The organism is Roseibium porphyridii (genome assembly GCF_026191725.2).
GTDB lineage: Bacteria > Pseudomonadota > Alphaproteobacteria > Rhizobiales > Stappiaceae > Roseibium > Roseibium porphyridii.
This window is the reverse complement of sequence record NZ_CP120863.1, coordinates 626,053-644,961: the sequence shown is the minus strand read 5'-3', so window position 1 is coordinate 644,961 and position 18,909 is coordinate 626,053. Positions and strand designations below refer to the sequence as shown.

23 protein-coding genes are annotated in these 18,909 nt (G+C 55.9%); 11 read left to right on the top strand and 12 right to left on the bottom strand.

The features are described from left to right. Positions 1–64 precede the first annotated feature (64 nt). Positions 65–1,048, bottom strand: a complete 984-nt coding sequence (locus K1718_RS03120) for an extracellular solute-binding protein (protein WP_152499360.1) — start codon at positions 1,046–1,048, stop codon at positions 65–67. A gap of 183 nt (positions 1,049–1,231) precedes the next feature. Here K1718_RS03120 and K1718_RS03115 point away from each other — a divergent pair, with 183 nt between their 5' ends. Next, a complete protein-coding gene (locus tag K1718_RS03115; RefSeq protein ID WP_265679782.1) occupies positions 1,232–2,371 on the top strand; it encodes an ROK family transcriptional regulator in 1,140 nt (379 codons plus the stop codon). Positions 2,372–2,407: 36 nt separating this feature from the next. Here the strand turns inward: K1718_RS03115 and K1718_RS03110 are convergent, their stop codons facing one another. The 3 genes from K1718_RS03110 to gloB all read right to left on the bottom strand — a co-directional run bounded on the left by K1718_RS03110 (position 2,408) and on the right by gloB (position 4,034). After that, complete coding sequence (locus K1718_RS03110) at positions 2,408–2,851, bottom strand: cupin domain-containing protein (RefSeq protein ID WP_152499358.1); 444 nt, start codon at positions 2,849–2,851, stop codon at positions 2,408–2,410. A 47-nt stretch (positions 2,852–2,898) separates the two neighbouring features. Further along, on the bottom strand, positions 2,899–3,114 hold the full coding sequence (locus tag K1718_RS03105; RefSeq protein WP_152499357.1) for a hypothetical protein: 216 nt from the start codon (positions 3,112–3,114) through the stop codon (positions 2,899–2,901). Between the two features lie 137 nt (positions 3,115–3,251). Next, on the bottom strand, positions 3,252–4,034 hold the full coding sequence (gloB, locus tag K1718_RS03100) for a hydroxyacylglutathione hydrolase (protein WP_265679783.1): 783 nt from the start codon (positions 4,032–4,034) through the stop codon (positions 3,252–3,254). Between the two features lie 151 nt (positions 4,035–4,185). Here gloB and K1718_RS03095 point away from each other — a divergent pair, with 151 nt between their 5' ends. After that, positions 4,186–4,980, top strand: coding sequence for a class I SAM-dependent methyltransferase (locus tag K1718_RS03095; protein WP_265679784.1), 795 nt, complete (start codon positions 4,186–4,188; stop codon positions 4,978–4,980). A gap of 11 nt (positions 4,981–4,991) precedes the next feature. Here the strand turns inward: K1718_RS03095 and metW are convergent, their stop codons facing one another. Together metW and metX are read right to left on the bottom strand one after the other, a co-directional pair. Continuing rightward, entirely contained in the window at positions 4,992–5,624 is a 633-nt protein-coding gene (gene metW / locus K1718_RS03090; RefSeq protein WP_265679785.1) for a methionine biosynthesis protein MetW, read from the bottom strand. Between the two features lie 3 nt (positions 5,625–5,627). Further along, positions 5,628–6,830, bottom strand: coding sequence for a homoserine O-acetyltransferase MetX (metX, locus tag K1718_RS03085; RefSeq protein WP_265679786.1), 1,203 nt, complete (start codon positions 6,828–6,830; stop codon positions 5,628–5,630). A 230-nt stretch (positions 6,831–7,060) separates the two neighbouring features. Between metX and K1718_RS03080 the strand changes: the two genes are divergently transcribed. The 3 genes from K1718_RS03080 to K1718_RS03070 are packed head-to-tail and all read left to right on the top strand — an operon-like array spanning position 7,061 to position 10,034. Continuing rightward, positions 7,061–7,915 (top strand): chorismate mutase, encoded by an 855-nt coding sequence (locus K1718_RS03080; protein WP_265679787.1) that lies wholly within the window; start codon positions 7,061–7,063, stop codon positions 7,913–7,915. A gap of 31 nt (positions 7,916–7,946) precedes the next feature. Further along, a complete protein-coding gene (hisC, locus tag K1718_RS03075) occupies positions 7,947–9,071 on the top strand; it encodes a histidinol-phosphate transaminase (protein ID WP_265679788.1) in 1,125 nt (374 codons plus the stop codon). Positions 9,072–9,095: 24 nt separating this feature from the next. Beyond that, positions 9,096–10,034, top strand: coding sequence for a prephenate/arogenate dehydrogenase family protein (locus tag K1718_RS03070; protein WP_152499351.1), 939 nt, complete (start codon positions 9,096–9,098; stop codon positions 10,032–10,034). Positions 10,035–10,044: 10 nt separating this feature from the next. Here the strand turns inward: K1718_RS03070 and K1718_RS03065 are convergent, their stop codons facing one another. After that, positions 10,045–10,950 carry a polyprenyl synthetase family protein gene (locus K1718_RS03065; RefSeq protein WP_173005842.1) on the bottom strand — a complete coding sequence of 302 codons (906 nt, stop codon included), beginning with the start codon at positions 10,948–10,950 and terminating at the stop codon, positions 10,045–10,047. Between the two features lie 137 nt (positions 10,951–11,087). Here K1718_RS03065 and K1718_RS03060 point away from each other — a divergent pair, with 137 nt between their 5' ends. The 4 genes from K1718_RS03060 to K1718_RS03045 all read left to right on the top strand — a co-directional run bounded on the left by K1718_RS03060 (position 11,088) and on the right by K1718_RS03045 (position 13,990). Further along, positions 11,088–12,302, top strand: a complete 1,215-nt coding sequence (locus tag K1718_RS03060; protein WP_265679789.1) for an SAM-dependent methyltransferase — start codon at positions 11,088–11,090, stop codon at positions 12,300–12,302. Further along, positions 12,295–13,035 carry a monofunctional biosynthetic peptidoglycan transglycosylase gene (gene mtgA / locus K1718_RS03055; protein WP_265679790.1) on the top strand — a complete coding sequence of 247 codons (741 nt, stop codon included), beginning with the start codon at positions 12,295–12,297 and terminating at the stop codon, positions 13,033–13,035. The genes K1718_RS03060 and mtgA overlap by 8 nt, the downstream gene beginning before the upstream one ends. Before the next feature lie 183 nt (positions 13,036–13,218). After that, complete coding sequence (gene rpmF, locus K1718_RS03050) at positions 13,219–13,404, top strand: 50S ribosomal protein L32 (RefSeq protein ID WP_152499348.1); 186 nt, start codon at positions 13,219–13,221, stop codon at positions 13,402–13,404. A gap of 163 nt (positions 13,405–13,567) precedes the next feature. Further along, on the top strand, positions 13,568–13,990 hold the full coding sequence (locus K1718_RS03045) for a hypothetical protein (RefSeq protein WP_152499347.1): 423 nt from the start codon (positions 13,568–13,570) through the stop codon (positions 13,988–13,990). 80 nt (positions 13,991–14,070) lie between these two features. Here the strand turns inward: K1718_RS03045 and K1718_RS03040 are convergent, their stop codons facing one another. Then, a complete protein-coding gene (locus K1718_RS03040; protein ID WP_265679791.1) occupies positions 14,071–14,712 on the bottom strand; it encodes a septation protein A in 642 nt (213 codons plus the stop codon). Between the two features lie 336 nt (positions 14,713–15,048). On the opposite strand from K1718_RS03040, the gene K1718_RS03035 reads away from it, so the two are divergent. Beyond that, complete coding sequence (locus K1718_RS03035; RefSeq protein WP_152499345.1) at positions 15,049–15,777, top strand: DUF3299 domain-containing protein; 729 nt, start codon at positions 15,049–15,051, stop codon at positions 15,775–15,777. 95 nt (positions 15,778–15,872) lie between these two features. Here K1718_RS03035 and K1718_RS03030 read toward each other — a convergent pair whose 3' ends face one another. The 3 genes from K1718_RS03030 to K1718_RS03020 form a co-directional block, all read right to left on the bottom strand. Then, positions 15,873–16,328, bottom strand: a complete 456-nt coding sequence (locus K1718_RS03030) for a YybH family protein (RefSeq protein ID WP_265679792.1) — start codon at positions 16,326–16,328, stop codon at positions 15,873–15,875. Positions 16,329–16,403: 75 nt separating this feature from the next. Then, positions 16,404–16,799 (bottom strand): hypothetical protein, encoded by a 396-nt coding sequence (locus tag K1718_RS03025; RefSeq protein ID WP_265679793.1) that lies wholly within the window; start codon positions 16,797–16,799, stop codon positions 16,404–16,406. Further along, the gene (locus K1718_RS03020; protein WP_265679794.1) at positions 16,786–17,328 is read right to left on the bottom strand and encodes a redoxin domain-containing protein; all 543 of its coding nucleotides are present in this window, start codon (positions 17,326–17,328) and stop codon (positions 16,786–16,788) included. The genes K1718_RS03025 and K1718_RS03020 overlap by 14 nt, the downstream gene beginning before the upstream one ends. Before the next feature lie 71 nt (positions 17,329–17,399). Here K1718_RS03020 and K1718_RS03015 point away from each other — a divergent pair, with 71 nt between their 5' ends. Then, complete coding sequence (locus K1718_RS03015) at positions 17,400–18,026, top strand: TetR/AcrR family transcriptional regulator (protein WP_265679795.1); 627 nt, start codon at positions 17,400–17,402, stop codon at positions 18,024–18,026. A gap of 55 nt (positions 18,027–18,081) precedes the next feature. On the opposite strand, the gene phbB is transcribed toward K1718_RS03015, so the two are convergent. Continuing rightward, on the bottom strand, positions 18,082–18,810 hold the full coding sequence (gene phbB, locus K1718_RS03010) for an acetoacetyl-CoA reductase (protein WP_152499341.1): 729 nt from the start codon (positions 18,808–18,810) through the stop codon (positions 18,082–18,084). Positions 18,811–18,909: the final 99 nt, after the last annotated feature.

Genomic DNA, 18,909 nt, shown 5'->3' with positions numbered 1-18,909 from the left:
TTTGGAGTTTCGGCGCGTGCCTGGCGGCTTTGGCTCAGCCAAACCGCCAAGCACGGCACCTCAGTTATTGGACGTCAAGGAGAAGATCTTCCCATTGGGCAACGAGTTTCTTGCGGTTCTCGGCCGCCCATGCTCCGTCATAGCCGACGGACGGCAATTCACTCACGGGCTGGAGCGCAGGGTTTGAGGCCACATCCGCGCGAACAGGGCGCCTTCCCTGCTGAGCGACCACTTCCTGAGCTTCTTTCGAAAGCATGAAGTCCAGGAATGCCTTACCGTTTTCAGCATTTGGTGCTCCGGCGACAAGCGTCATGGCATCCGGGACGATTGCAGTGCCTTCCGATGGGTAGACAATCTGAACGGGTCCACCACCCTCAACATAGCGCAAGGCGGCATCTTCCAACGTTACGCCGACAGCCAGTTCTCCGTCGTTGACAAACCGGGGAACTGCACCTGAGCTGTCAGAAAGCACAAAGTTCGAGAGTAGCCCTTTGTAGGTTTCCCAACCGGCTTCTTCAGTGTCATAAGCCTGCAAGACGGTTGCAAGCTGGATGTAGGCTGAACCAGATGCATTCGCCTTGGCCGACGAAACGACATCATCATATTTCGGATCAGACAATTCCGCCCAACTTGTCGGAACAGGCAAATCGCCGAGTTTGCCTTCATTCACGATGAAAGCCATGACAACAGCCGTAAACGGGCTCCAGAGTTCACTCGGCTTCATGCCTTCAGCAAGCGCATCCGTACCTTCAGCGTCATAAGACTGAAACAGTGCCGGGTTGAAGTCGACGACCGTTCCATCAACGCTCCAAAGCACATCCGCAACCGGGTTGTTCGCTTCTGCTGTCAGGCGGTTCAAAAGCTCTCCAGAGCCCGCCTTGATGATTTCAACTTCAGTTCCCGTTTTTTCCTCAAAGACAGGCACAAGCGCGTCAATGAAGTTCTGCGGTACTGCCGTATAAACGGTAACAGAGCCGTCGGCGAAGGCAGTAGAGGCTGCAACAGCCATGCTTGAAGACAGCATGGTGGCCAAAAGAAATTTCTTCATATTCTCCTCCATCTATTAGGCGTTTGTAACGCCTGATTGGCCCGCTTTTTCGGACCGGCAGGACCTGCAATTATTATATTGCATAATGCAAGCTAATAATTGATCTTGCGGAATGTCAAGGAGGTTTGAGACAACGTTGCTCTGGTTGAGCAGTCAAAATCGAAAAATGAAAGAGCGGTGACGATGTCAATGGGACTGGATTTGGGGTTCAATTCTCGGCGCATAATTGCGTGTGTCCGGACATCTGGACCGCAATCTCGTGCAGATCTGGCTCGCAAGCTCGGGGTCAACCCAGCGACTGTTACCCGTCTTACGACGGCGATGGTTGAAGGTGGCATTCTGTACGAGGAATCTGATCCAGGCCGTGAAGGCAAAAAGGGATTTCCCGCCAAGGTTCTCAAGATTGAACCGACAGGCCTTTATTCAGCTGGCGTTTATCTGGATCCTGATAAAATCCGGACATGTGTGATCAATGCTGCGGGCGATATTATTACCAATGACGAAATCGAGCCGGCTGACCTGACTTTCGAATCCATCATGACCGCGGCAGGAACACGTGTCCGACAGCAGATTGGCGACTGCGGATTGGACGATGGCCGCGTGGCCGGTTGCGGCGTCAGCTATCCTGGTCAGTACACGGAGAACCCTTCTCGTGTAAGGAGGATCCAGCAGTTCAAGGACTGGCCAAACATTAGTATCGAAAGGGATCTGGAGCCGTACTTCAACATGCCCGTCAAACATATGAACGATGCGAAGGCCGCCTGTTTGGCCGAGCTCTATCACGGGGTTTGCACGGATGTTGAGGACTTTTGCTACATTTGGCTGTCCTACGGGATTGGCGGCGGTGCAGTCGTACGCGGGAATCCCCATTTGGGAAGACTGAAGGGTGCAGCGGAGTGGGGAGGACTGTTTCCCAAAACAAAGCCTCGCCCCTCGGGACAAGACTTGTTCGATACCCTTGCTGCAGCGGGCAACCCGATTGAGAAACTGAGCGACATCGGCGACGAGCATCTCGGCTTGCCCATCGTTCACGACTGGCGCGAACGCGCGGCGCAACAAATTCAATGGCTCTGCCTGGTGATCGCAAGAACCTTCGATCCGGAAACCATCGTGGTGGGAGGAACAATGCATCCTTATATTCTGGATGGCTTCATCGACCACATGATGAAAGGAAACGGCCTGGGCGACGACTATGAATGGTCCCTGCCCAACATCGTTCGTGCATCACGCGATGACCTGCCGGAGCTGGGGGCCGCTGCGCTTCCTATTCATGATGTCACCAATCCGACGGCCTACGCGGGAAGAGCCAGTAAAGGCTGGTGAGGAAGCGATCTTGAATAGCAAGAAGCTTTGATCCAATCAGCTTCCAGGCTGCCACCCTTCCGGAGCCATTTCAAAGCCTTCGAACTGAAAGCCGGGTGCAACAGTACAGCCAACCAACGTCCAGCTGCCAAGTGACTGTGCCTGCTGCCACCCGTCACGGGGTACGATTCCTTGCGGCCGTTGACCAGCGGCGAGATCGTTGCCGAGCGTCAGGACGACTTTGCGTGCTCCATCCGGACTGATGGACAGCTCAAGTGGTGCGCCCGCATACCAGTGCCAGGTTTCCACCGCATCGACCTTGTGCCAGCGCGACAAAATGCCGTCCGGCAACAGGAAATAGATGAGTGTCGACGCAGCCCGTCCTGCCGCATCAGTGACATCATCCCGAAAGGTTTCGACATAAAACCCGCCTTCTGGATGCGGCTGCATTTTCAAAAGATTGACAACATCGTCAGCCGTCAGGTTCGGAGAAATGCTCATCTGAATTCCGCAAATTGAATGCCGGGTTGGATGACACTGCCAACGATTCAGGACTGGCCGGTATCCGAACAGAAGGCGATATCGTCTATGGTTTCTCGAAGCGCCGCAACGACTTCCTCGTATAGAACTTGCATGTCCAGCCGGTGCCCGCCGCCTTGGTGCATGGGAATGGCCTCCGCCTGATTGACGATCCGATGAACCACATCCTTGGCGCGTTGTTCAGCGGTTCGGCTCAAATGGTTTTTGCTACTCGCAGGTGTCATGGAACTGCCCCTTCACAGATCACGATCTCGTGCATATGGGGACAGATCCCATTTGTTTTAAGTCCGAACGACAGAAAAGCTTCCAGAGAAAACAATCAGGAATTGTTGCCAAGCTGATAGCGCCCTCTCAAGACTGATCAGGCGTTGTCCTTACGTGTCCGGATCTCGGTAAAGACCTCGACAGCCGGCTTACCTTCCATTCCAAGCGCGGCTGCAACTGAAGCCTCTCCGGCCCGCAAAAACGGATTGGTTGCCTTTTCAAGCCGCATTGTTGTCGGCAATGTCGGTTCGCTTCTGGCGCGAAGCCCGGCAACTTCTTCGGCACGCGCTTTCAGATCGGCATTGCCCGGTTCGATGGTAAGAGCAAAGCGGGCGTTTGCTTCGGTATATTCGTGACCGCAATAAATCACGGTATCATCGGGTAATTTCTGCATGAGCTTGGCAAGCGAAGACCACATCATTTCCTTGTCGCCCTCAAAGACGCGGCCGCAACCAAGCGAGAACAGCGTGTCCCCCGTGTGGGCAACTCCGATTGAAGCGATATGCCAGGATATCTGGTCCAGTGTGTGCCCGGGTGTCGATATGGCTCTGACCTCATAAGGACCGCACAAAACGCCATCTCCGTCTTCAACAGTCCGGTCCAGTTCGGCAATCTTCTGGCGCGATCGTTCCGGACCGATCACGGTCGCCCCGGTTTTCTCTTTCAATTCACCAAGGCCCTGGACGTGGTCCCAGTGATGGTGGGTGATCAGAATATGCGTCAGTTTCCAGCCCGTGGTCTCAAGCACCTCTTCATAGGCTCCCGAATCCGGCACATCGAACGCGACGGTCGTCCCGCTCTCAGAATCATGAATGAGAACGCCGAAATTGTCGTCAAGGCAGGAAAACTGGCGGATTTCAGTCGTGTCACTCAATGCCATAGAGGAGCTCCGTTGATGGGCAGGTCTGTCAAAACGCAGAGTGGCAAAGTGCCGGAACAAGAGCAAGGCAAGAGATCTTGCGCTGGACTGCGGTTCCATGTTCAATCGCGGCGTCAAGAGGACGAACCCCGCGTTCACAGAGCCAGGCTGCATGTATCTAGACGTCGTTCATTTGCGCGCCTTTTACGATCTACCGCTCGGCAGGTTGCTTCGAAGCCTGATCGGTGCGCCGATCCGCAAGATGTGGCCGGACCTGTCTGGACAAAGTCTGCTGGGCATTGGCTATGCGGGTCCTTTCATGCGTCCGTACCTGGACTCCGCCGAGCGTGCGATCGCCGCAATGCCTGCCCCACAGGGGGCCGTACCCTGGCCACGCGAACGCGCGGGATCTTGTACGCTGGTAGAAGACGCAATCTTGCCCTTTCCCGATCTTTCCTTTGACAGGATCATGCTTGTCCATGCTCTGGACCATTGCTCGGATCCGGCGGCTGTCCTTAAAGAAGCCTGGCGGGTACTCGCCCCCGGCGGCCGGCTGATCATTGTGGTGCCCAATCGGCGCGGCCTGTGGGCTCAGTCGGAGCTTTCCCCGTTCGGATATGGCAGGCCTTATTCCGGCCGCCAGCTAAAGGATCTGATGAAAAGCTGCCAGTTCAACGTTCTGGACGACACGGAAGCCTTGTTCATGCCCCCTACAAAGGCACGAGCAATCCTGCGAGCGGCACGAACCTGGGAAGGGATTGGACGCCGCATCCTGCCCGCATTCGGTGGTGTCCTTGTTATGGAAGCGGAAAAACTGGTGTTTCAAAGTCTGCCCGCCGACGGCAAACGCAGCCGCCTGCGCGTTCTGCGTCCCGTCTTCATACCCGAAGGTGTCGCAACGGGACTGAAGCCGGTTCGGGCCACACATCCGAGATACGCTCGTTCGCGTTATGAACCTTTGAGCTGAAGCAATATTCTTTACCGTTTCAGCAGAAATACCGCCTGTTCGGCCACAATGTTCCAGACCCACCAAGGTGCATTCACCGGAATTTCGTTGCCGTGAGCGCTCAACGCAACGGCCTTGACGACTTCGGCGTCAAGCTCATGGCACAACTCGACAAAGTCACGCAGGGAACAGAAATGAATGTTCGGCGTGTCGTACCACTCATAGGGCAGATATTTCGTCACCGGCATACGGCCGCGGAAGAGAAGCTGCATGCGGTTGCGCCAATGGGCAAAATTCGGGATCGACACAATCACCCGCTTGCCGATCCGCAGCAGTTCGCTCATCACCTCTTTCGGTTCACGCGTCGCCTGCAGCGTTTGGCTGAGAATAACGACATCAAACGCCCGGTCCGGATAATCGGACAGATCCTTGTCCGCATCACCTTGTATGACGGAAAGGCCGCGTGCAACGCACCGGTTCACACCAGCCTGCGACAGTTCGATGCCACGACCATCGATCCGACGCTCGCGGGCAAGCAGATCGAGCAGAGCTCCGTCTTCCGAACCGATGTCCAGAACACGCGCGCCTTCAGGCACCAGCGAGGCAACCACCTTGTGATCGCCGCGCACTTCGCCGGGCCGGGATTGTCTGGGGGCAAGGTTCACAGTTTAGGCCTCCCCGCCAGGTGCGGGCACACCACGCGCCCGAGCGGCACCGGTCAGGAAACCCCGAATGGTTTCGAACATCTCCGGCACATCCAAAAGGAAAGAATCGTGACCGCGATCGCTCTCAATTTCGACAAAGGACACGTTTGCCGCAGCCGCATTCAAGGCCTTCACGACTTGCCGGCTTTCTGAAGTTGGAAACAACCAGTCGGACGTGAATGACATCACGCAAAAACGCGTGTTCGTCCCCGCAAATGCCAGCGGCAATGCCCCGTCGAACTGGTCTGCCAGGTCAAAATAATCCATGGCACGCGTGACATAGAGATAGGAATTGGCATCAAACCGATCGACAAATGTCATGCCCTGGTGGCGCAGGTAGCTCTCGATTTGAAAATCCGCATCAAAACCGAACGTCAGATTGTCTCTGTCTTGCAGGTTCCTGCCGAACTTCTGATGAAGCGACTCATCCGACATATAGGTGACATGAGCCGCCATGCGCGCGACCGCAAGACCTTTCGTTGGACGAACCCCTTCCTGGATGTAGGTGCCCTGCCGCCAGTTGGGATCAGCCATGATTGCCTGCCTGCCAACCTCGTGAAACGCGATATTCTGCGAAGTGTGGCGCGCAGCGGCCGCGATCGGAACCGCCGCAAACACCCGTTCAGGATAACTGACAGCCCACTGCAGAACCTGCATTCCACCCATGGAACCACCCATGACTGCAAAAAGCGTGTCGATGCCCAAATAGTCAACCAGCCGTGCCTGCGCACGAACCATGTCGCGAATGGTGATCACGGGGAGATCCAACCCATAAGGCACACCGGTTTGAGGGTTCATGGTTGCAGGGCCGGTGGTTCCAAGGCAGCCGCCAAGAACATTGGCGCAAATAACGAAGTAATGATCGGTGTCGACCGGCCTGCCGGGACCGACCATCAGCTCCCACCAGCCAGGCTTACCGGTCACAGGATTGGTAGACGCCACATATTGATCACCCGTCAGCGCGTGACAGATCACAATCGCGTTGGATTTGTCGGCGTTCAGCTCGCCATAGGTCTCATAGGCAATTTGCCATGGCCCAAGTTTGACACCCGAATCCAGCTCCAACGGCTCATCTGCAGGAAAATGCGCGAGCTTGCTTGAAGGGGCGATGGCCTCGTTTGCCTTGACGTCTTCTGATGTTTCTGGACTGGGTGTATCGGCGGACATGGCTCGGTTCGGCGTGTTGATATCGGTCCGAATTGAATTAGGACCTGATTGCAGCGATTTGGGGCCCGCTGAACCCGCTCCCTGATTGCCGCCGCCATAGGCGGCCTGACATCAGTCAGACTGGCGACCTAGCCGCGTGAAGCTTTGAGAGTCAATGTTTTCTTTTGCGTTTGACCGATCACATGCCTATGACTATGCGCCGCTGACCCTTGAATAAGGCGGAGCCTTCAATGTCTCAACTACCGGATAGCGGATTGTCGCTGGCGGATTTGCGCAAGCGTATCGATGATATCGATGCCCGCATCCACGATGCGCTGATGGAGCGCGCTCAGGCAGAAGCCGAAGTCAACTCGGCCACTCCTGCCTCGGGAGAAACCAGAACGGTGTTTTCGCCGGAGCGGGACGCGGATCTGATGCGTCAGCTGGTGGAGCGCCACAAAGGTGAATTGCCGCTGGCAACAGTTGAGCACTTCTGGCGGGACATCATCTGTGCCTGCACCGGTCTGAAAGAAGGCACCGCCATTCATCTGGACGGCGGCGCAGAGTTGATCGAGATGCTGGATCTGGCGCGTTTCTATTTTGGCTTCTCCGCTGAGCTGGTCCCTGGAGGCGATGCTGCGGATGTGGTCGGCGCTGTTGCCGCATCCCGAAGCGATCTTGGTCTCATAGCCTTGAACGATCGGGCCGAACTGCCCTGGTGGCGCGGCCTGAGCGAAACCGGTGCACAGGTTCGATCCAGACTTCCTTTCGTGGTTCTGGAAGATAGGCCCGCCGATTTACCTGCGCTTGTACTGTCCCGGGCTGACGGCCTGGTCGACAACACGGATGTGGCGGTTTATGACGCTCGCTGGTCCGATCTCCTGCCCGGTAAACTGATGGACCAGGGCATTGAAGTCCTCAGCTTCTTCCGATCCGCAAGCGGGGTCGATGCCCTGATTGCCATTTCGGGTGAATTGTCGGAGGAAGACGTCCTGGAATCCTGCGCTGCAGCCGGGGCGGCACCTGACATATTGAGACATGTCGGCGGATACGCTGCACCAATTGACGGTGATGGCGACGCAGACGAAGCATTTGGACCGGAATAAACACTGAAGCCGGGGACAGGGAGCCTCAGGAATGAACGAGATGAGCAAAGTGAACGAAGCCGGAAACCGTCCGCAGCCGAAAGCCGGCGTGTTGGACATTGCAGCCTACGTCCCGGGCAAATCCAAAGGCAGCCACGGCAAGACCGTTCACAAGCTTTCTTCCAATGAAACGCCACTTGGCACCAGCGCAACGGTCAGCCCGGCGGTTGATCATGTGATCCGGAATCTGGAGCTTTATCCGGATGGCGCGGCAACCGAACTGCGGGAAGCCATTGGCGATATCTACGGGCTCAATCCTGACAGGATCATTTGCGGCGCCGGCTCGGACGAAGTGTTGAGCATGCTGGCAAATGCATATCTTGCTCCCGGTGACGAGGCGATTTATTCCGAGCACGGGTTTCTGGTTTATGATATTGCCATCCGCGCCGCTGGCGCCACACCGGTCGTTGCGCCGGAGACCGACCTTTCAACGGATGTCGATGCGATCCTGGAACGGGTGACCGACAGGACCAAAATGGTCTTCATAGCCAATCCCAACAATCCGACAGGAACATATCTGCCCTATGAGGAAGTCAAACGGCTGCATGAGAGCCTGCCTGCTCACGTGCTTCTGGTGCTGGATGCGGCCTACGGCGAATATGTTCGGCGCAATGACTACGAGAGCGGCATTGAACTGGCCGCAACCTCTGAAAATGTTTTCATGACCCGGACCTTTTCCAAGATCTACGGCCTTGCAAACCTGCGTGTCGGATGGGGCTTCGGCCCGGCTCATATCATTGATGCCCTGAACCGGATCCGCGGCCCCTTCAACATGTCCGGTGTTGCGATTGCGGCGGGCATTGCTGCCGTCAGAGATCGGGATTTTGTCGCCAAGTCTGTTGACCACAACGAGAAATGGCTTCCTTGGGTCACCAATGAGCTGGAAGAAATCGGACTCAAGGTAACACCCAGCGTCGGCAATTTCGTACTGGTTCATTTCCCCGATCAGGACGGCCAGCGCGCCAAGGACGCAGACGCCTATTTGCTGGAGCGTGGCTGTGTCCTGCGCATGGTCGGGAATTACGGCCTTCCCAACGCGATCCGCATGACAATCGGTTCAGAAGAAGCCAACCGCACAGTTGTGGCCCATCTCAGGGATTTCCTGACAAACCGCTGACAGACAGAAAGCAGACAACTCCCGATGACTGGCGCCCCCCTTTTTGAGCGCATGGCCCTGATCGGCATAGGCCTGATCGGGTCGTCGATCGCACAGACCGCACGGCAACGTGGCCTGGTCAAGGAAATCGCGATTTCCACTCGCTCCCCTGCCACATTGCAGCGGGCGGAAGAGTTGGAGCTCGGCGACTTTTATTCGGTCGATGCCGCGCAAGCCGTTGACGGCGCTGATCTCGTGATCTTGTGTGTTCCCGTTGGTGCCAACGAAGCAGTTGCCAAGTGGATTTCGCCCGTGCTCAAGGCCGGTGCTATTTTGACCGATGTCGGCTCCACCAAGCAGTCTGTTGTGGATCAGGTGAGCCCACACGTTCCCAAGGGTGTGCATTTCATCCCGGGCCATCCGATTGCGGGCACTGAACAATCCGGTCCCGACGCAGGTTTCCCGACCCTCTTCGATCAACGTTGGTGCATCCTGACGCCGCCCAAGGGTACGGATCAGGCCGCTTTGGAAAAGCTGTCGGCTTTCTGGCAAGAGTGTGGCTCAAACGTCGACCTCATGGATCCAAAACACCACGATCTGGTGTTGGCGATCGTTTCACATCTGCCGCATCTGATCGCTTACAATATTGTCGGCACTGCCGATGACCTGGAAACGGTCACAAAGTCTCAGGTAATCAAGTATTCCGCGTCCGGTTTTCGCGATTTTACGCGTCTGGCCGCCTCGGACCCGACCATGTGGCGCGACGTGTGCCTGAACAACAAGGAAGCGATTCTGGAGATGCTGTCGCGTTTCTCAGAAGATCTTTCTGCCATGCAGCGCGCCATCCGCTGGGGTGACGGGGACATGCTCTTTGACCTGTTTACACGCACACGCGGCATCCGGCGCTCCATCATCGAAGCCGGACAGGAAACCGACGAACCGGACTTTGGCCGTCATGCAGCGGACACGCGTCAGGACGATTGAAAGATCCGCATCAGTTCGAACGTTTGACGATGTAGTCCGCTAGCGCGGTCAGCACACGAGCTCGCTCGCCGTAAGGTTCAAGCAGTGTTTCGGCGTCTTTAGAGAGCCGGGCCAGTTCGTCCCTGGTCTTGTCGATACCCCAAAGGCCGACAAGTGTGGCCTTTCCGGCTTCAGCATCCTTGCCTGTAGCCTTTCCCATGGTTTCCGCACTCGCTTCGACATCCAGGAGATCATCTGCCAGCTGAAAGGCGAGACCTGTGACTTCTCCAAAACGGGTAAGGCAGTGCAGATCACTTTCGTCTGCATCGGCAAGTACCGCACCCGCCCAACAAGCGTAGCGTAGCAAGGCTCCGGTTTTCATGGATTGCAGCTGCCGGATGTCGGCCTCACTTCGATCCAGATGTTCAGATTCAAGATCGATCATCTGACCGCCCGCCATGCCGCCGACACCTGAAGCCCTTGCAAGGCCACGTGAAAGTCTCAGGCGTACGGAAGGATCTGCGTGAACAGCTTCTCCTGCAATAACGTCAAACGCCAGGGTCAGCAGCGCATCGCCTGCAAGAATAGCAGCGGCTTCGTCAAATGCCTTGTGCACCGTTGGCTGCCCACGGCGCAGGTCATCATCATCCATGGCTGGAAGATCATCGTGGACGAGCGAATAGCAATGAACAAGCTCCAATGCGCAGGCCGCCTCCAGAACGCCCTGATCCGAGCGACCGAACAGGTTGGCCGCTTCCAGGACAAGAATGGGACGCAAACGCTTGCCACCGTTCAGGGCACCATGACGCATTGCGGCCAGCAGGCGTGGTGGCCGCGTGGTCTCGGCATCAAGGGCAGCGCTGCCCAAAATGCGCTCCAGAACAGTCTCTATGCGTCCAGCCTGTGCTGTCAGATGCTGCTTCAAGTCAAAGGTCACATTCAGCTCCAGAACAACTTTTTCAAAGTTCGGGTTTCCCTGATACCAATTCTCTGTATCGTCAAGGCGCGAATTTGAAAAACTGGCAGCTGTATTAATCGCCGGTCTGTCTTGGTTCCGGGTTGGGAGACTGTTTTATGAGATTGCTGTCGGGTCTGTTGCGGTCCTTTATCAAGCGCGGGCGCATGCGTGTTTATGATGCCGGCGGCGCATTGCACGAGTTTGGATCGGGCGAAGACGGACCAACGGTCACCATTCGCCTGCATGACAAGAAGCTCCACAGATCCCTTTTCCTGAACCCAGAACTGGCAGCCGGAGAGGCCTATATGGACGGGTCGCTCACGATGGAAGAAGGCTCTACCTGCTACGACTTCATGTTTCTGTTTTCGATCAACAGAGCGCCGCTTGGCGCGCACCCGGTTCAAGGCCTGTTGCGCAAGGGATGGAAAGCCTTCCGACGACGCCATCAGCAAAACAGCGTTGAACGGGCAAAAACACAGGCCCGGCATCACTATGACCTTTCCACCGAGCTCTACCGGCTCTTTCTGGATGAAGGGCTGAACTACAGCTGTGCCTATTACACAAGTCCGGATGAAAGCCTTGAAAACGCACAAGCTGCAAAGCTGACCCACCTTGTTGCCAAACTCGATCTTGAACCGGACATGGAAGTGCTTGAGATCGGTGGCGGATGGGGGTCACTTGCCATCCGTATGGCCGAAGCAGGTGCCCGTGTGACATCCCTGAACGTTTCGCCGGAACAGGTCAAGATTGCAGAAGAACGCGTTCGCGCCGCCGGACTGGAAGACAGGGTCACCTTTGTTCTCAAAGACTACCGCGAGTTCGAAGGACAGTTCGACCGGGTCATTTCAGTTGGCATGATGGAGCATGTCGGCATAGGCCATCTTGACGACTATTTCGGCAAGATCAGGTCCTGTCTGACAGATCGGGGCTATGCCGTAATCCACTCCATTGGCCGCATGACGCCTCCAGGTACGACGGGCCCCTTCATTCGCAAATACATTTTCCCAGGTGGTTACGTCCCCGCGTTGTCGGAGGTTTTCGCTTCCACGGAAAGGCTGGGGCTATGGGTCTGCGATGCGGAAATACTGCGTCTGCACTACTACTACACCATCCGCGATTGGCGTCGTCGCTTCGAAGCACAGCGTATCCCGGCCGCCGCCCTTTACGACGAAGCGTTCTGCCGTATGTGGGAATTTTACCTTTGTGCTGTTGAACTCGGTTTCCTTCACGGGTCAAACATGGTTTTTCAGCTTCTCCTGTCGAAAGAGCGGGACGCTGTTCCGATTATTCGGGACTTTATCGTGGACAACGAACGGGCTTTGAATGGCTAGAACAAGAGCGACCGGAGGTGGATCGGGCGCGCGGAAAACATCGACCAAGAAGCGCTCCTTCTGGGCGCTCCTGCGCAAATGGTTGGTCCGCCTCGTTCTCCTCGCCATTGTTCTGCCTCCGCTCCTGACGACCATTTATTCTGTCGTGCCGCCTGTGAGCACACTCATGATCGGTCGCTATGCGCAGCTTCTCTGGGTGGATCGGCAATGGGTGCCCCTGGAACGGATATCGCCAAACCTTGTGAAATCGGTCATCACATCCGAAGACAGTGGCTTCTGCGTAAACGATGGCGTTGAATGGGACGCGCTACAGGATCAGGTCGAAGCTCTGAGCGAAGGCGAACGGCCGCGCGGCGCCAGCACAATTACAATGCAGACAGCGAAGAACCTGTTCCTCTGGGGAGACAGGTCCTATGTACGCAAAGCACTTGAGCTGCCTTTGGCGCTGATGCTGGATGCGATCCTTACCAAAAGGCGGGTTCTGGAGATCTATCTCAATATCGCCGAGTGGGGTGAAGGCATCTTCGGCGCAGAGGCGGCAGCGCAGGCCTGGTTCGGCAAACCTGCAAAGGATCTGACACGGGTGGAAGCGGCAAGACTGGCAACGGCTCTGCCAAATCCGCTTGCGCGCAACCCGGCGAGTCCCTCTTCCGGGCACCGCCGTCTGGCGTCGACCAACCTTGCCAGGGTCAAAGGCGCTGGTCCCATATTCGGCTGCGTACTGGACAATTGAATTTGCCTGGCCGAAGCCTGCGACAGGTAAGTTCCGACCGAACCAAGAAATTTTTGTCTATGGGGTGGCAAAATGCCGGAGTTGCCTGTATAACGCCGCGCATTCCAATGCACTGCGTGCTGCCACGCCCCGGGCTTACCCGGTCCGGGCCGCGCGGTTATGGACCACGGAGAAACAAATAAAATGGCCGTTCCAAAGAGAAAAACCTCGCGCATGAAGCGCGGTTTTCGCCGTTCCACGGACGCCCTCAAGCAGCCGACTTACGTCGAGGACAAGGATTCGGGCGAATTGCGCCGTCCGCATCACGTTGACCTGAAGACCGGCATGTACCGGGGCCGTCAGATCATGACCCCGAAAGAAGACGCATAACAGCGTTTTTCTAAGGGCGGATCGCCGCTCGGCAAACCAGGATTGAGGCTGGCCCTGTTTCGACAGGCCGGCCTTTTTCTTTTGGCTTGAAATCGCCGGTATGTTGGTGTCAGGTCGGGTCCATTCCGCCCGGACAGGGCCAGACTTACCGGGAGCCGCATCAATGCGTCTGTTTTCTGCCATTCCTTTCACTTTGTTCAGTTTGCTGATTTACAACGGTTTTGCCTTCACCGTCGGAGCCGCAGATCCCGGCTTCTGGTCGCAGCCCATTATCACGATCGCCATGGTTTCGGGCGCAACCTTCCAGCTGCTCGCCAGCGACCTCCTGATTACAATCGGCCTCTTCTTTCTGTTCATTGAAATTCTGAAAGCCACACGCATAGGCACCACAGCCTTGCTCGACCACATGTTTTCAGTGCTGGTATTTGTCGCTTACCTGGTCGAATTTCTCGTGCTGCAACAGGCGGCCACATCCCTGTTCTTCATCTTGATGGCAATCTCCCTGATTGACGTAATCGCAGGGTTCTCAATCTCCATCACAGGCGCACGCCGGGATGTCTCGTTCGGTCACGACGGCATGCACTGAGGAGGTGCGCCAAGCGGCGCACCTGGATTCAAATCACACAACAGCTGTCAGTTCCGGCCGGACTGACACCGACAAAGCCGTCAATCGTCTTCGTCGTCTTCCAGAATGGCATGTTTTTGAATCAGCGGTAGCTGTGAGAGCGTGAAAAGCAATGTGATCGGCATGATGCCGAACACCTTGAAATTGACCCAGAAATCGGTTGAAAAATTACGCCAAACGATCTCATTGATCGCCGCCAGCACAAAGAAGAAAACGCCCCAGCGCAAAGTCAGCTTGCGCCAGCCTTCATCGGTAAGTCTGAAAGCACTGTCGAAGACATATCCAAGCAACGCTTTTCCGAATACCAACCCCAAAAGCAGCACGGAACCGAACAGGCTATTGACGATGGTCGGCTTGAGCTTGATGAAAAGCTCGTCATGCAGCCAAAGGGTCAGTGCTCCAAACACAAGCACGACGACACCCGAAACCAGTGGCATGATCGGCAGCCGTCTGGTCAGCCAGAGCGACACCGTCAGCGAAATCGTGATGGCAACCATGAAAGCGGCCGTCGCCAGAAAAATCGGCTCGCCAATCGCCTGAAGTACAGGAAATGAAGCTGCGAGCTGTTCACCGCGAGCGTTGAACAGAAAAAACACGCCGAGCGGGCCGAGTTCCAGCGCCAGCTTCAAGAGCGGCGACAATTCCTTCCGCGTCGGATCGTTCGGAGCGTGTTCAAGTTCCATTGTCTCATCGGTTCCTATTTAGTCGCACTGCCCGCCCGGACATATGTGATGCAAGGCAGGAGGGTCAAGCTTGACGCGCCTGAAACAGCACGCAGCACAACTTCTTGGCCAGTGCAAGATCGCGGAACCCGACACGGAGCAGCAAGCATCCAGTCCGGTCACAACGTTAATACTTGCGACATAAGACGTGAGACACACTCCGCTCCTCTTTGTCTGGTCAACACCCAGTCTGTGGGCAACATATGTGGGCTTCGCAGCAATTTGAGGTGCTTGGAAAGCGCCAATCTGCTATCGCCTAGGAAGCGATTTTAAGATCAACCGCACAGGTAGCCGCATATGCGTCTGTTTTTAATCTTGTGCCTCTTTCTAGTTTCCTTTCCGGCGGCAGCGGCAAAGGTTGCCGTCAATTGGACAGATCTGCCCGACCCCGGCTCCACCATCTTTGAAGATCCCTTCGCCACCTTGAGCATTGCGGAACTTCGATCTCTCGGGACTGTGCTGCGGCTGCGCCGCGAGCTTGAACAAACGACCCTTTCCGCAAATTCCGCTGCGCAGACGAGAGAGAGACTTCAGCGCGAGGAAGCCAAGCTTGCCGCATCCGGCGTTCGCACAGACTGGTTATTGTCGCAACGTCATGAGATCGGCAAAAAGCGTGCGAAGGCGGCTCTAGCCGGCAATCCCGACCTTGATGGCCAGGAAATCGTTATTTCGGGCTACGCCATTCCTGTTTTCGCACCTGGAACCAAAACGGTTACCGGCGGCTATCTTGTTCCGGAAGCAGGCATGTGCAGCCACATGCCTGCACCCGACCCCAATCAGATGATCCGCTATCAGGTTGAGGAAGGGTTGAATGCCGAAGAAATCTATCAACCCGTACAGATGGTTGGCCGCTTGTCCTTGCGAACCACGCGCCAGGAAATCACGTTGCTGGATGGCCAGGTGGACATGATTGCCGCATTCGACATGGACGTTTCCGAAATTCGCAACATGGATCGGCCAGCAAGATCATCCGGCAACCGATTATTGAATTTTTTCACCGGACGCAAAGTGACGCCGCATCAATAACCGCGGCAAAGAAAAAGGCGCGTAAAGGCGCCTTTTTCGTCCTTTAGGGCGTTCATTTGCTCCCAGTCCGCGTGCCTTGGACCCGAGTTTTAATGCTATTCCTCATGCTGATGCCACATGTCAGCGGCCACTTCCCAGCCTTCGTCGCCAGGTTGCAGGACATAGAGATAAGTGCCTGTTGCGTCCATACCAGCGCTTTCGATCTTGGCATCGACTGATCCGATCATTACCGCAAGCGTTCCATCGTCAGATACGAAAAGCGTATCGATCGAATGACTGACGTCTCCCTTGTTCGAGGTAACGAATTCGAACAGCTTCTTGGGTTCTTCCAATCCCTTGACGGCAGGCTTTCCGGGTGCAATCCAGATCGTGTCGTCCGCATAGAGCGACAGGATACCGGCTGCGTCGTGGTTGGAGGCAGCTGCGTTGAAACGATCATTGAGGCCTTCCAGGGCTGCGATAGCGCCTTCCTGATCCGCCGACACGACCAATGGCGCGGCGGAGAGCATTAAGGCGATCGAAAGGCCTACGGTCTTCAATTTGAAACTCATCTGATTAGTCCTGATTTTATTGAGAAGCAGATGCCCGACCCGTGAGCGACCCAGGCAATCTAGGAACCTGTTGGTCTAGGAAACCGGCCTTGTAACAATCACTTCGCGTGTAATTTGCCAGCGATTGTCCTGATTGACCAAATCAATACCGAGCGTGATCTGCTGATTGGGCCCGGTCAGCTCGTTGCGTCTGGAAAGCAGAACATGTGCCGTATCACCATTGACGGAGACATGATGAAACCTGGCCCAGGTTCCGATGGCGCCGTTATTCTGTTCAAGGGTTTTGGTGACGGTTTCGGTCATTTGCTTCTTGTCCAGAACAATGGCCTCGTCCTCAGGGCTCAGCATGATGACGGTCATGTCGTCATGATAGGTGTCATCGAGGATTGAAGCCGTGTTCGAGGAAACATTTTCAATCAGCCGCTCAATTACCGCTTTCGCTGCTGTTGCTTGGTCGTCAGTTCTGGACATGATGTGTTCCTCGGATCGGATAGTTGTTTTCCGGATTTTTGATGAAATTCAGCCCCATCAAGACGGATGAAAGAGCCGGCCGGGCGAACGGTGCATTGGAGATATCCGTGACCTGCAGTTTGCCGGCGTCATTGATCACAAAGAGCCCAGGCTCAGCAAAAGGCCGATCTGTTTCTTCCGCAGATCGAGGATCAGAAACGTAAAGCCCGAGTTGGCGCATCTGGTCGACGGTCAATTCAATGCCGACGGGAAAATCTGCACCGGCTTCGGTGACCTGGGCCTGCGCACGGTTTTCAGGGTCCGCTGAAACGGCAACGACATCGACGCCGATCTTGCTCAAATCGGGAAGAATGGCGTTGAGCTCAGACAAATAGCGGGTACAGATAGGACAGTGTTTGCCGCGGTAGACCACGACCAGCTGCCAGTCATGGCCAGCGCCGGGTCTACCGAGTGTCAGCTCTCCACCACCCAGTTTGGGTACGGTGATTTTTGGGAATACGTCCCCTACAAGAGGCTTTGGATTTGCCATCGAGTGCTCCTTGAGATATATAATGATCGATACATAAATATACGAAATGAGCGCAAGTCAAGGATTATATATTGACCGATACAAAAAAAATGGGTCGTCCGCGCACCTTTGACAGTCGCGAGGCGCTAATGGCGGCGATGAATGTGTTCTGGGCGAAGGGCTATGACGGCGCTTCGCTGAAAGACCTGACAGGTGCGATGGGGATCAGCGGACCCAGCATGTACGCGGCCTTTGGCGACAAACGGGAACTTTTTCTGAAGACCATCGACCTTTACGGCGATGTCGATGGCTGTGCACCGGTTGTGGCTTTTGAAGCCGAACCGGATATCGAGCGCGCCGTCAAGGGGTTCCTGGAGCAGGTGATCATCTACGCCACTGCGCATGAAAGCGGCGCAAAGGGCTGTTTTCTGGCATCGAGCGTGTCAGCCAGCATTGGTGAAGTCGAGGGAGTTTCAGAACGGGTTGAAAAGGCCATCGACGACACGGACAAGCGGCTGGCCGCTCGTTTTGACCTGGAAAAGGAAAAGGGTGTGCTGCCGCCGGATTTCCCTTCTCTGGAGCGCGCCCGCTTCCTGTACGACATTCGTCAGGGATACATGTTTCGGGGCCGTGCAGGCTGGACAGCGGACGCCATGCGCAAGGACATTGACCATCGCGTCAAGATGATCCTGGCCACGCAATCTGCCGGGTGTGCCTAGAGCAACAAAAAAGGCGCCAAATGGCGCCTTCTTCGGATTTCGGTTGGCAGGTTGATCAGCCGTTGGCGATATACTGGCCGCCATTGATGGTCATGACGGCACCTGTCATGAATGCCGCAGAGTCCGACGCCAGATAAACGACGGTCTGTGCGATTTCCTCAGGATGGCCAAGACGGCCGACAGGGATGCCGGAGACGATGCTTTCAAGAACCTTTTCCGGCATTGCAGCGACCATATCGGTGTTGATGTAACCCGGGCAGACGCAGTTGACTGTGATGCCTTTAAAGGCGTTTTCCTGGGCAAGCGCCTTGGTGAAACCGATCACCCCTGCTTTTGCTGCGGAATAGTTGGTCTGGCCCATCTGGCCTTTTTGGCCGTTGATGGACGAGATGTTGATGATGCGCCCCGACCCGCGCCCGCGCATGCCGTTGATGACAGGCTTGGTCATCGTGAACATGGAGTCCAGATTGGTGGAGAGCACTGCCCGCCACTGATCGAAGTCCATCTTGTGGAACATGCCGTCGCGGGTGATGCCCGCATTGTTGACCAGAACCTCGACCGGCCCCAGCTCCTCTTCAACCTTTGCAATGCCCGCAGCGCAGGCGTCAGGATCGGAGACGTCCCATTTAAAGACGTGGATACCGGTTTCTGCCTTGAAGGCTTCGGCCTTTTCGGTATTGCCGGCATAAGTGGCCGCCACCGTATAGCCTGCGTCCTTAAGACCACGCGAAATGGATTCGCCGATGCCACGCGTTCCACCAGTGACCAATGCGACCTTGCTCATTCCCCTTCCTCCTGAATTCCGGTTTCGGACCCTTAGGGCCTCGAGGTTTTTGAACTCTCAGTTTCTTAAAAGCCATGGCCGGACGACGCCGGCCATGAT

Coding starts and splice junctions, on each gene's coding strand:
- K1718_RS03120 (WP_152499360.1), bottom strand. CDS start 1,048: ATGAAGAAATTTCTTTTGGCCACCATGCTGTCTTCAAGCATGGCTGTT.
- K1718_RS03115 (WP_265679782.1), top strand. CDS start 1,232: ATGTCAATGGGACTGGATTTGGGGTTCAATTCTCGGCGCATAATTGCG.
- K1718_RS03110 (WP_152499358.1), bottom strand. CDS start 2,851: ATGAGCATTTCTCCGAACCTGACGGCTGACGATGTTGTCAATCTTTTG.
- K1718_RS03105 (WP_152499357.1), bottom strand. CDS start 3,114: ATGACACCTGCGAGTAGCAAAAACCATTTGAGCCGAACCGCTGAACAA.
- gloB (WP_265679783.1), bottom strand. CDS start 4,034: ATGGCATTGAGTGACACGACTGAAATCCGCCAGTTTTCCTGCCTTGAC.
- K1718_RS03095 (WP_265679784.1), top strand. CDS start 4,186: ATGTATCTAGACGTCGTTCATTTGCGCGCCTTTTACGATCTACCGCTC.
- metX (WP_265679786.1), bottom strand. CDS start 6,830: ATGTCCGCCGATACACCCAGTCCAGAAACATCAGAAGACGTCAAGGCA.
- K1718_RS03080 (WP_265679787.1), top strand. CDS start 7,061: ATGTCTCAACTACCGGATAGCGGATTGTCGCTGGCGGATTTGCGCAAG.
- hisC (WP_265679788.1), top strand. CDS start 7,947: ATGAACGAGATGAGCAAAGTGAACGAAGCCGGAAACCGTCCGCAGCCG.
- K1718_RS03070 (WP_152499351.1), top strand. CDS start 9,096: ATGACTGGCGCCCCCCTTTTTGAGCGCATGGCCCTGATCGGCATAGGC.
- K1718_RS03060 (WP_265679789.1), top strand. CDS start 11,088: ATGAGATTGCTGTCGGGTCTGTTGCGGTCCTTTATCAAGCGCGGGCGC.
- mtgA (WP_265679790.1), top strand. CDS start 12,295: ATGGCTAGAACAAGAGCGACCGGAGGTGGATCGGGCGCGCGGAAAACA.
- rpmF (WP_152499348.1), top strand. CDS start 13,219: ATGGCCGTTCCAAAGAGAAAAACCTCGCGCATGAAGCGCGGTTTTCGC.
- K1718_RS03045 (WP_152499347.1), top strand. CDS start 13,568: ATGCGTCTGTTTTCTGCCATTCCTTTCACTTTGTTCAGTTTGCTGATT.
- K1718_RS03040 (WP_265679791.1), bottom strand. CDS start 14,712: ATGGAACTTGAACACGCTCCGAACGATCCGACGCGGAAGGAATTGTCG.
- K1718_RS03035 (WP_152499345.1), top strand. CDS start 15,049: ATGCGTCTGTTTTTAATCTTGTGCCTCTTTCTAGTTTCCTTTCCGGCG.
- K1718_RS03030 (WP_265679792.1), bottom strand. CDS start 16,328: ATGAGTTTCAAATTGAAGACCGTAGGCCTTTCGATCGCCTTAATGCTC.
- K1718_RS03025 (WP_265679793.1), bottom strand. CDS start 16,799: ATGTCCAGAACTGACGACCAAGCAACAGCAGCGAAAGCGGTAATTGAG.
- K1718_RS03020 (WP_265679794.1), bottom strand. CDS start 17,328: ATGGCAAATCCAAAGCCTCTTGTAGGGGACGTATTCCCAAAAATCACC.
- phbB (WP_152499341.1), bottom strand. CDS start 18,810: ATGAGCAAGGTCGCATTGGTCACTGGTGGAACGCGTGGCATCGGCGAA.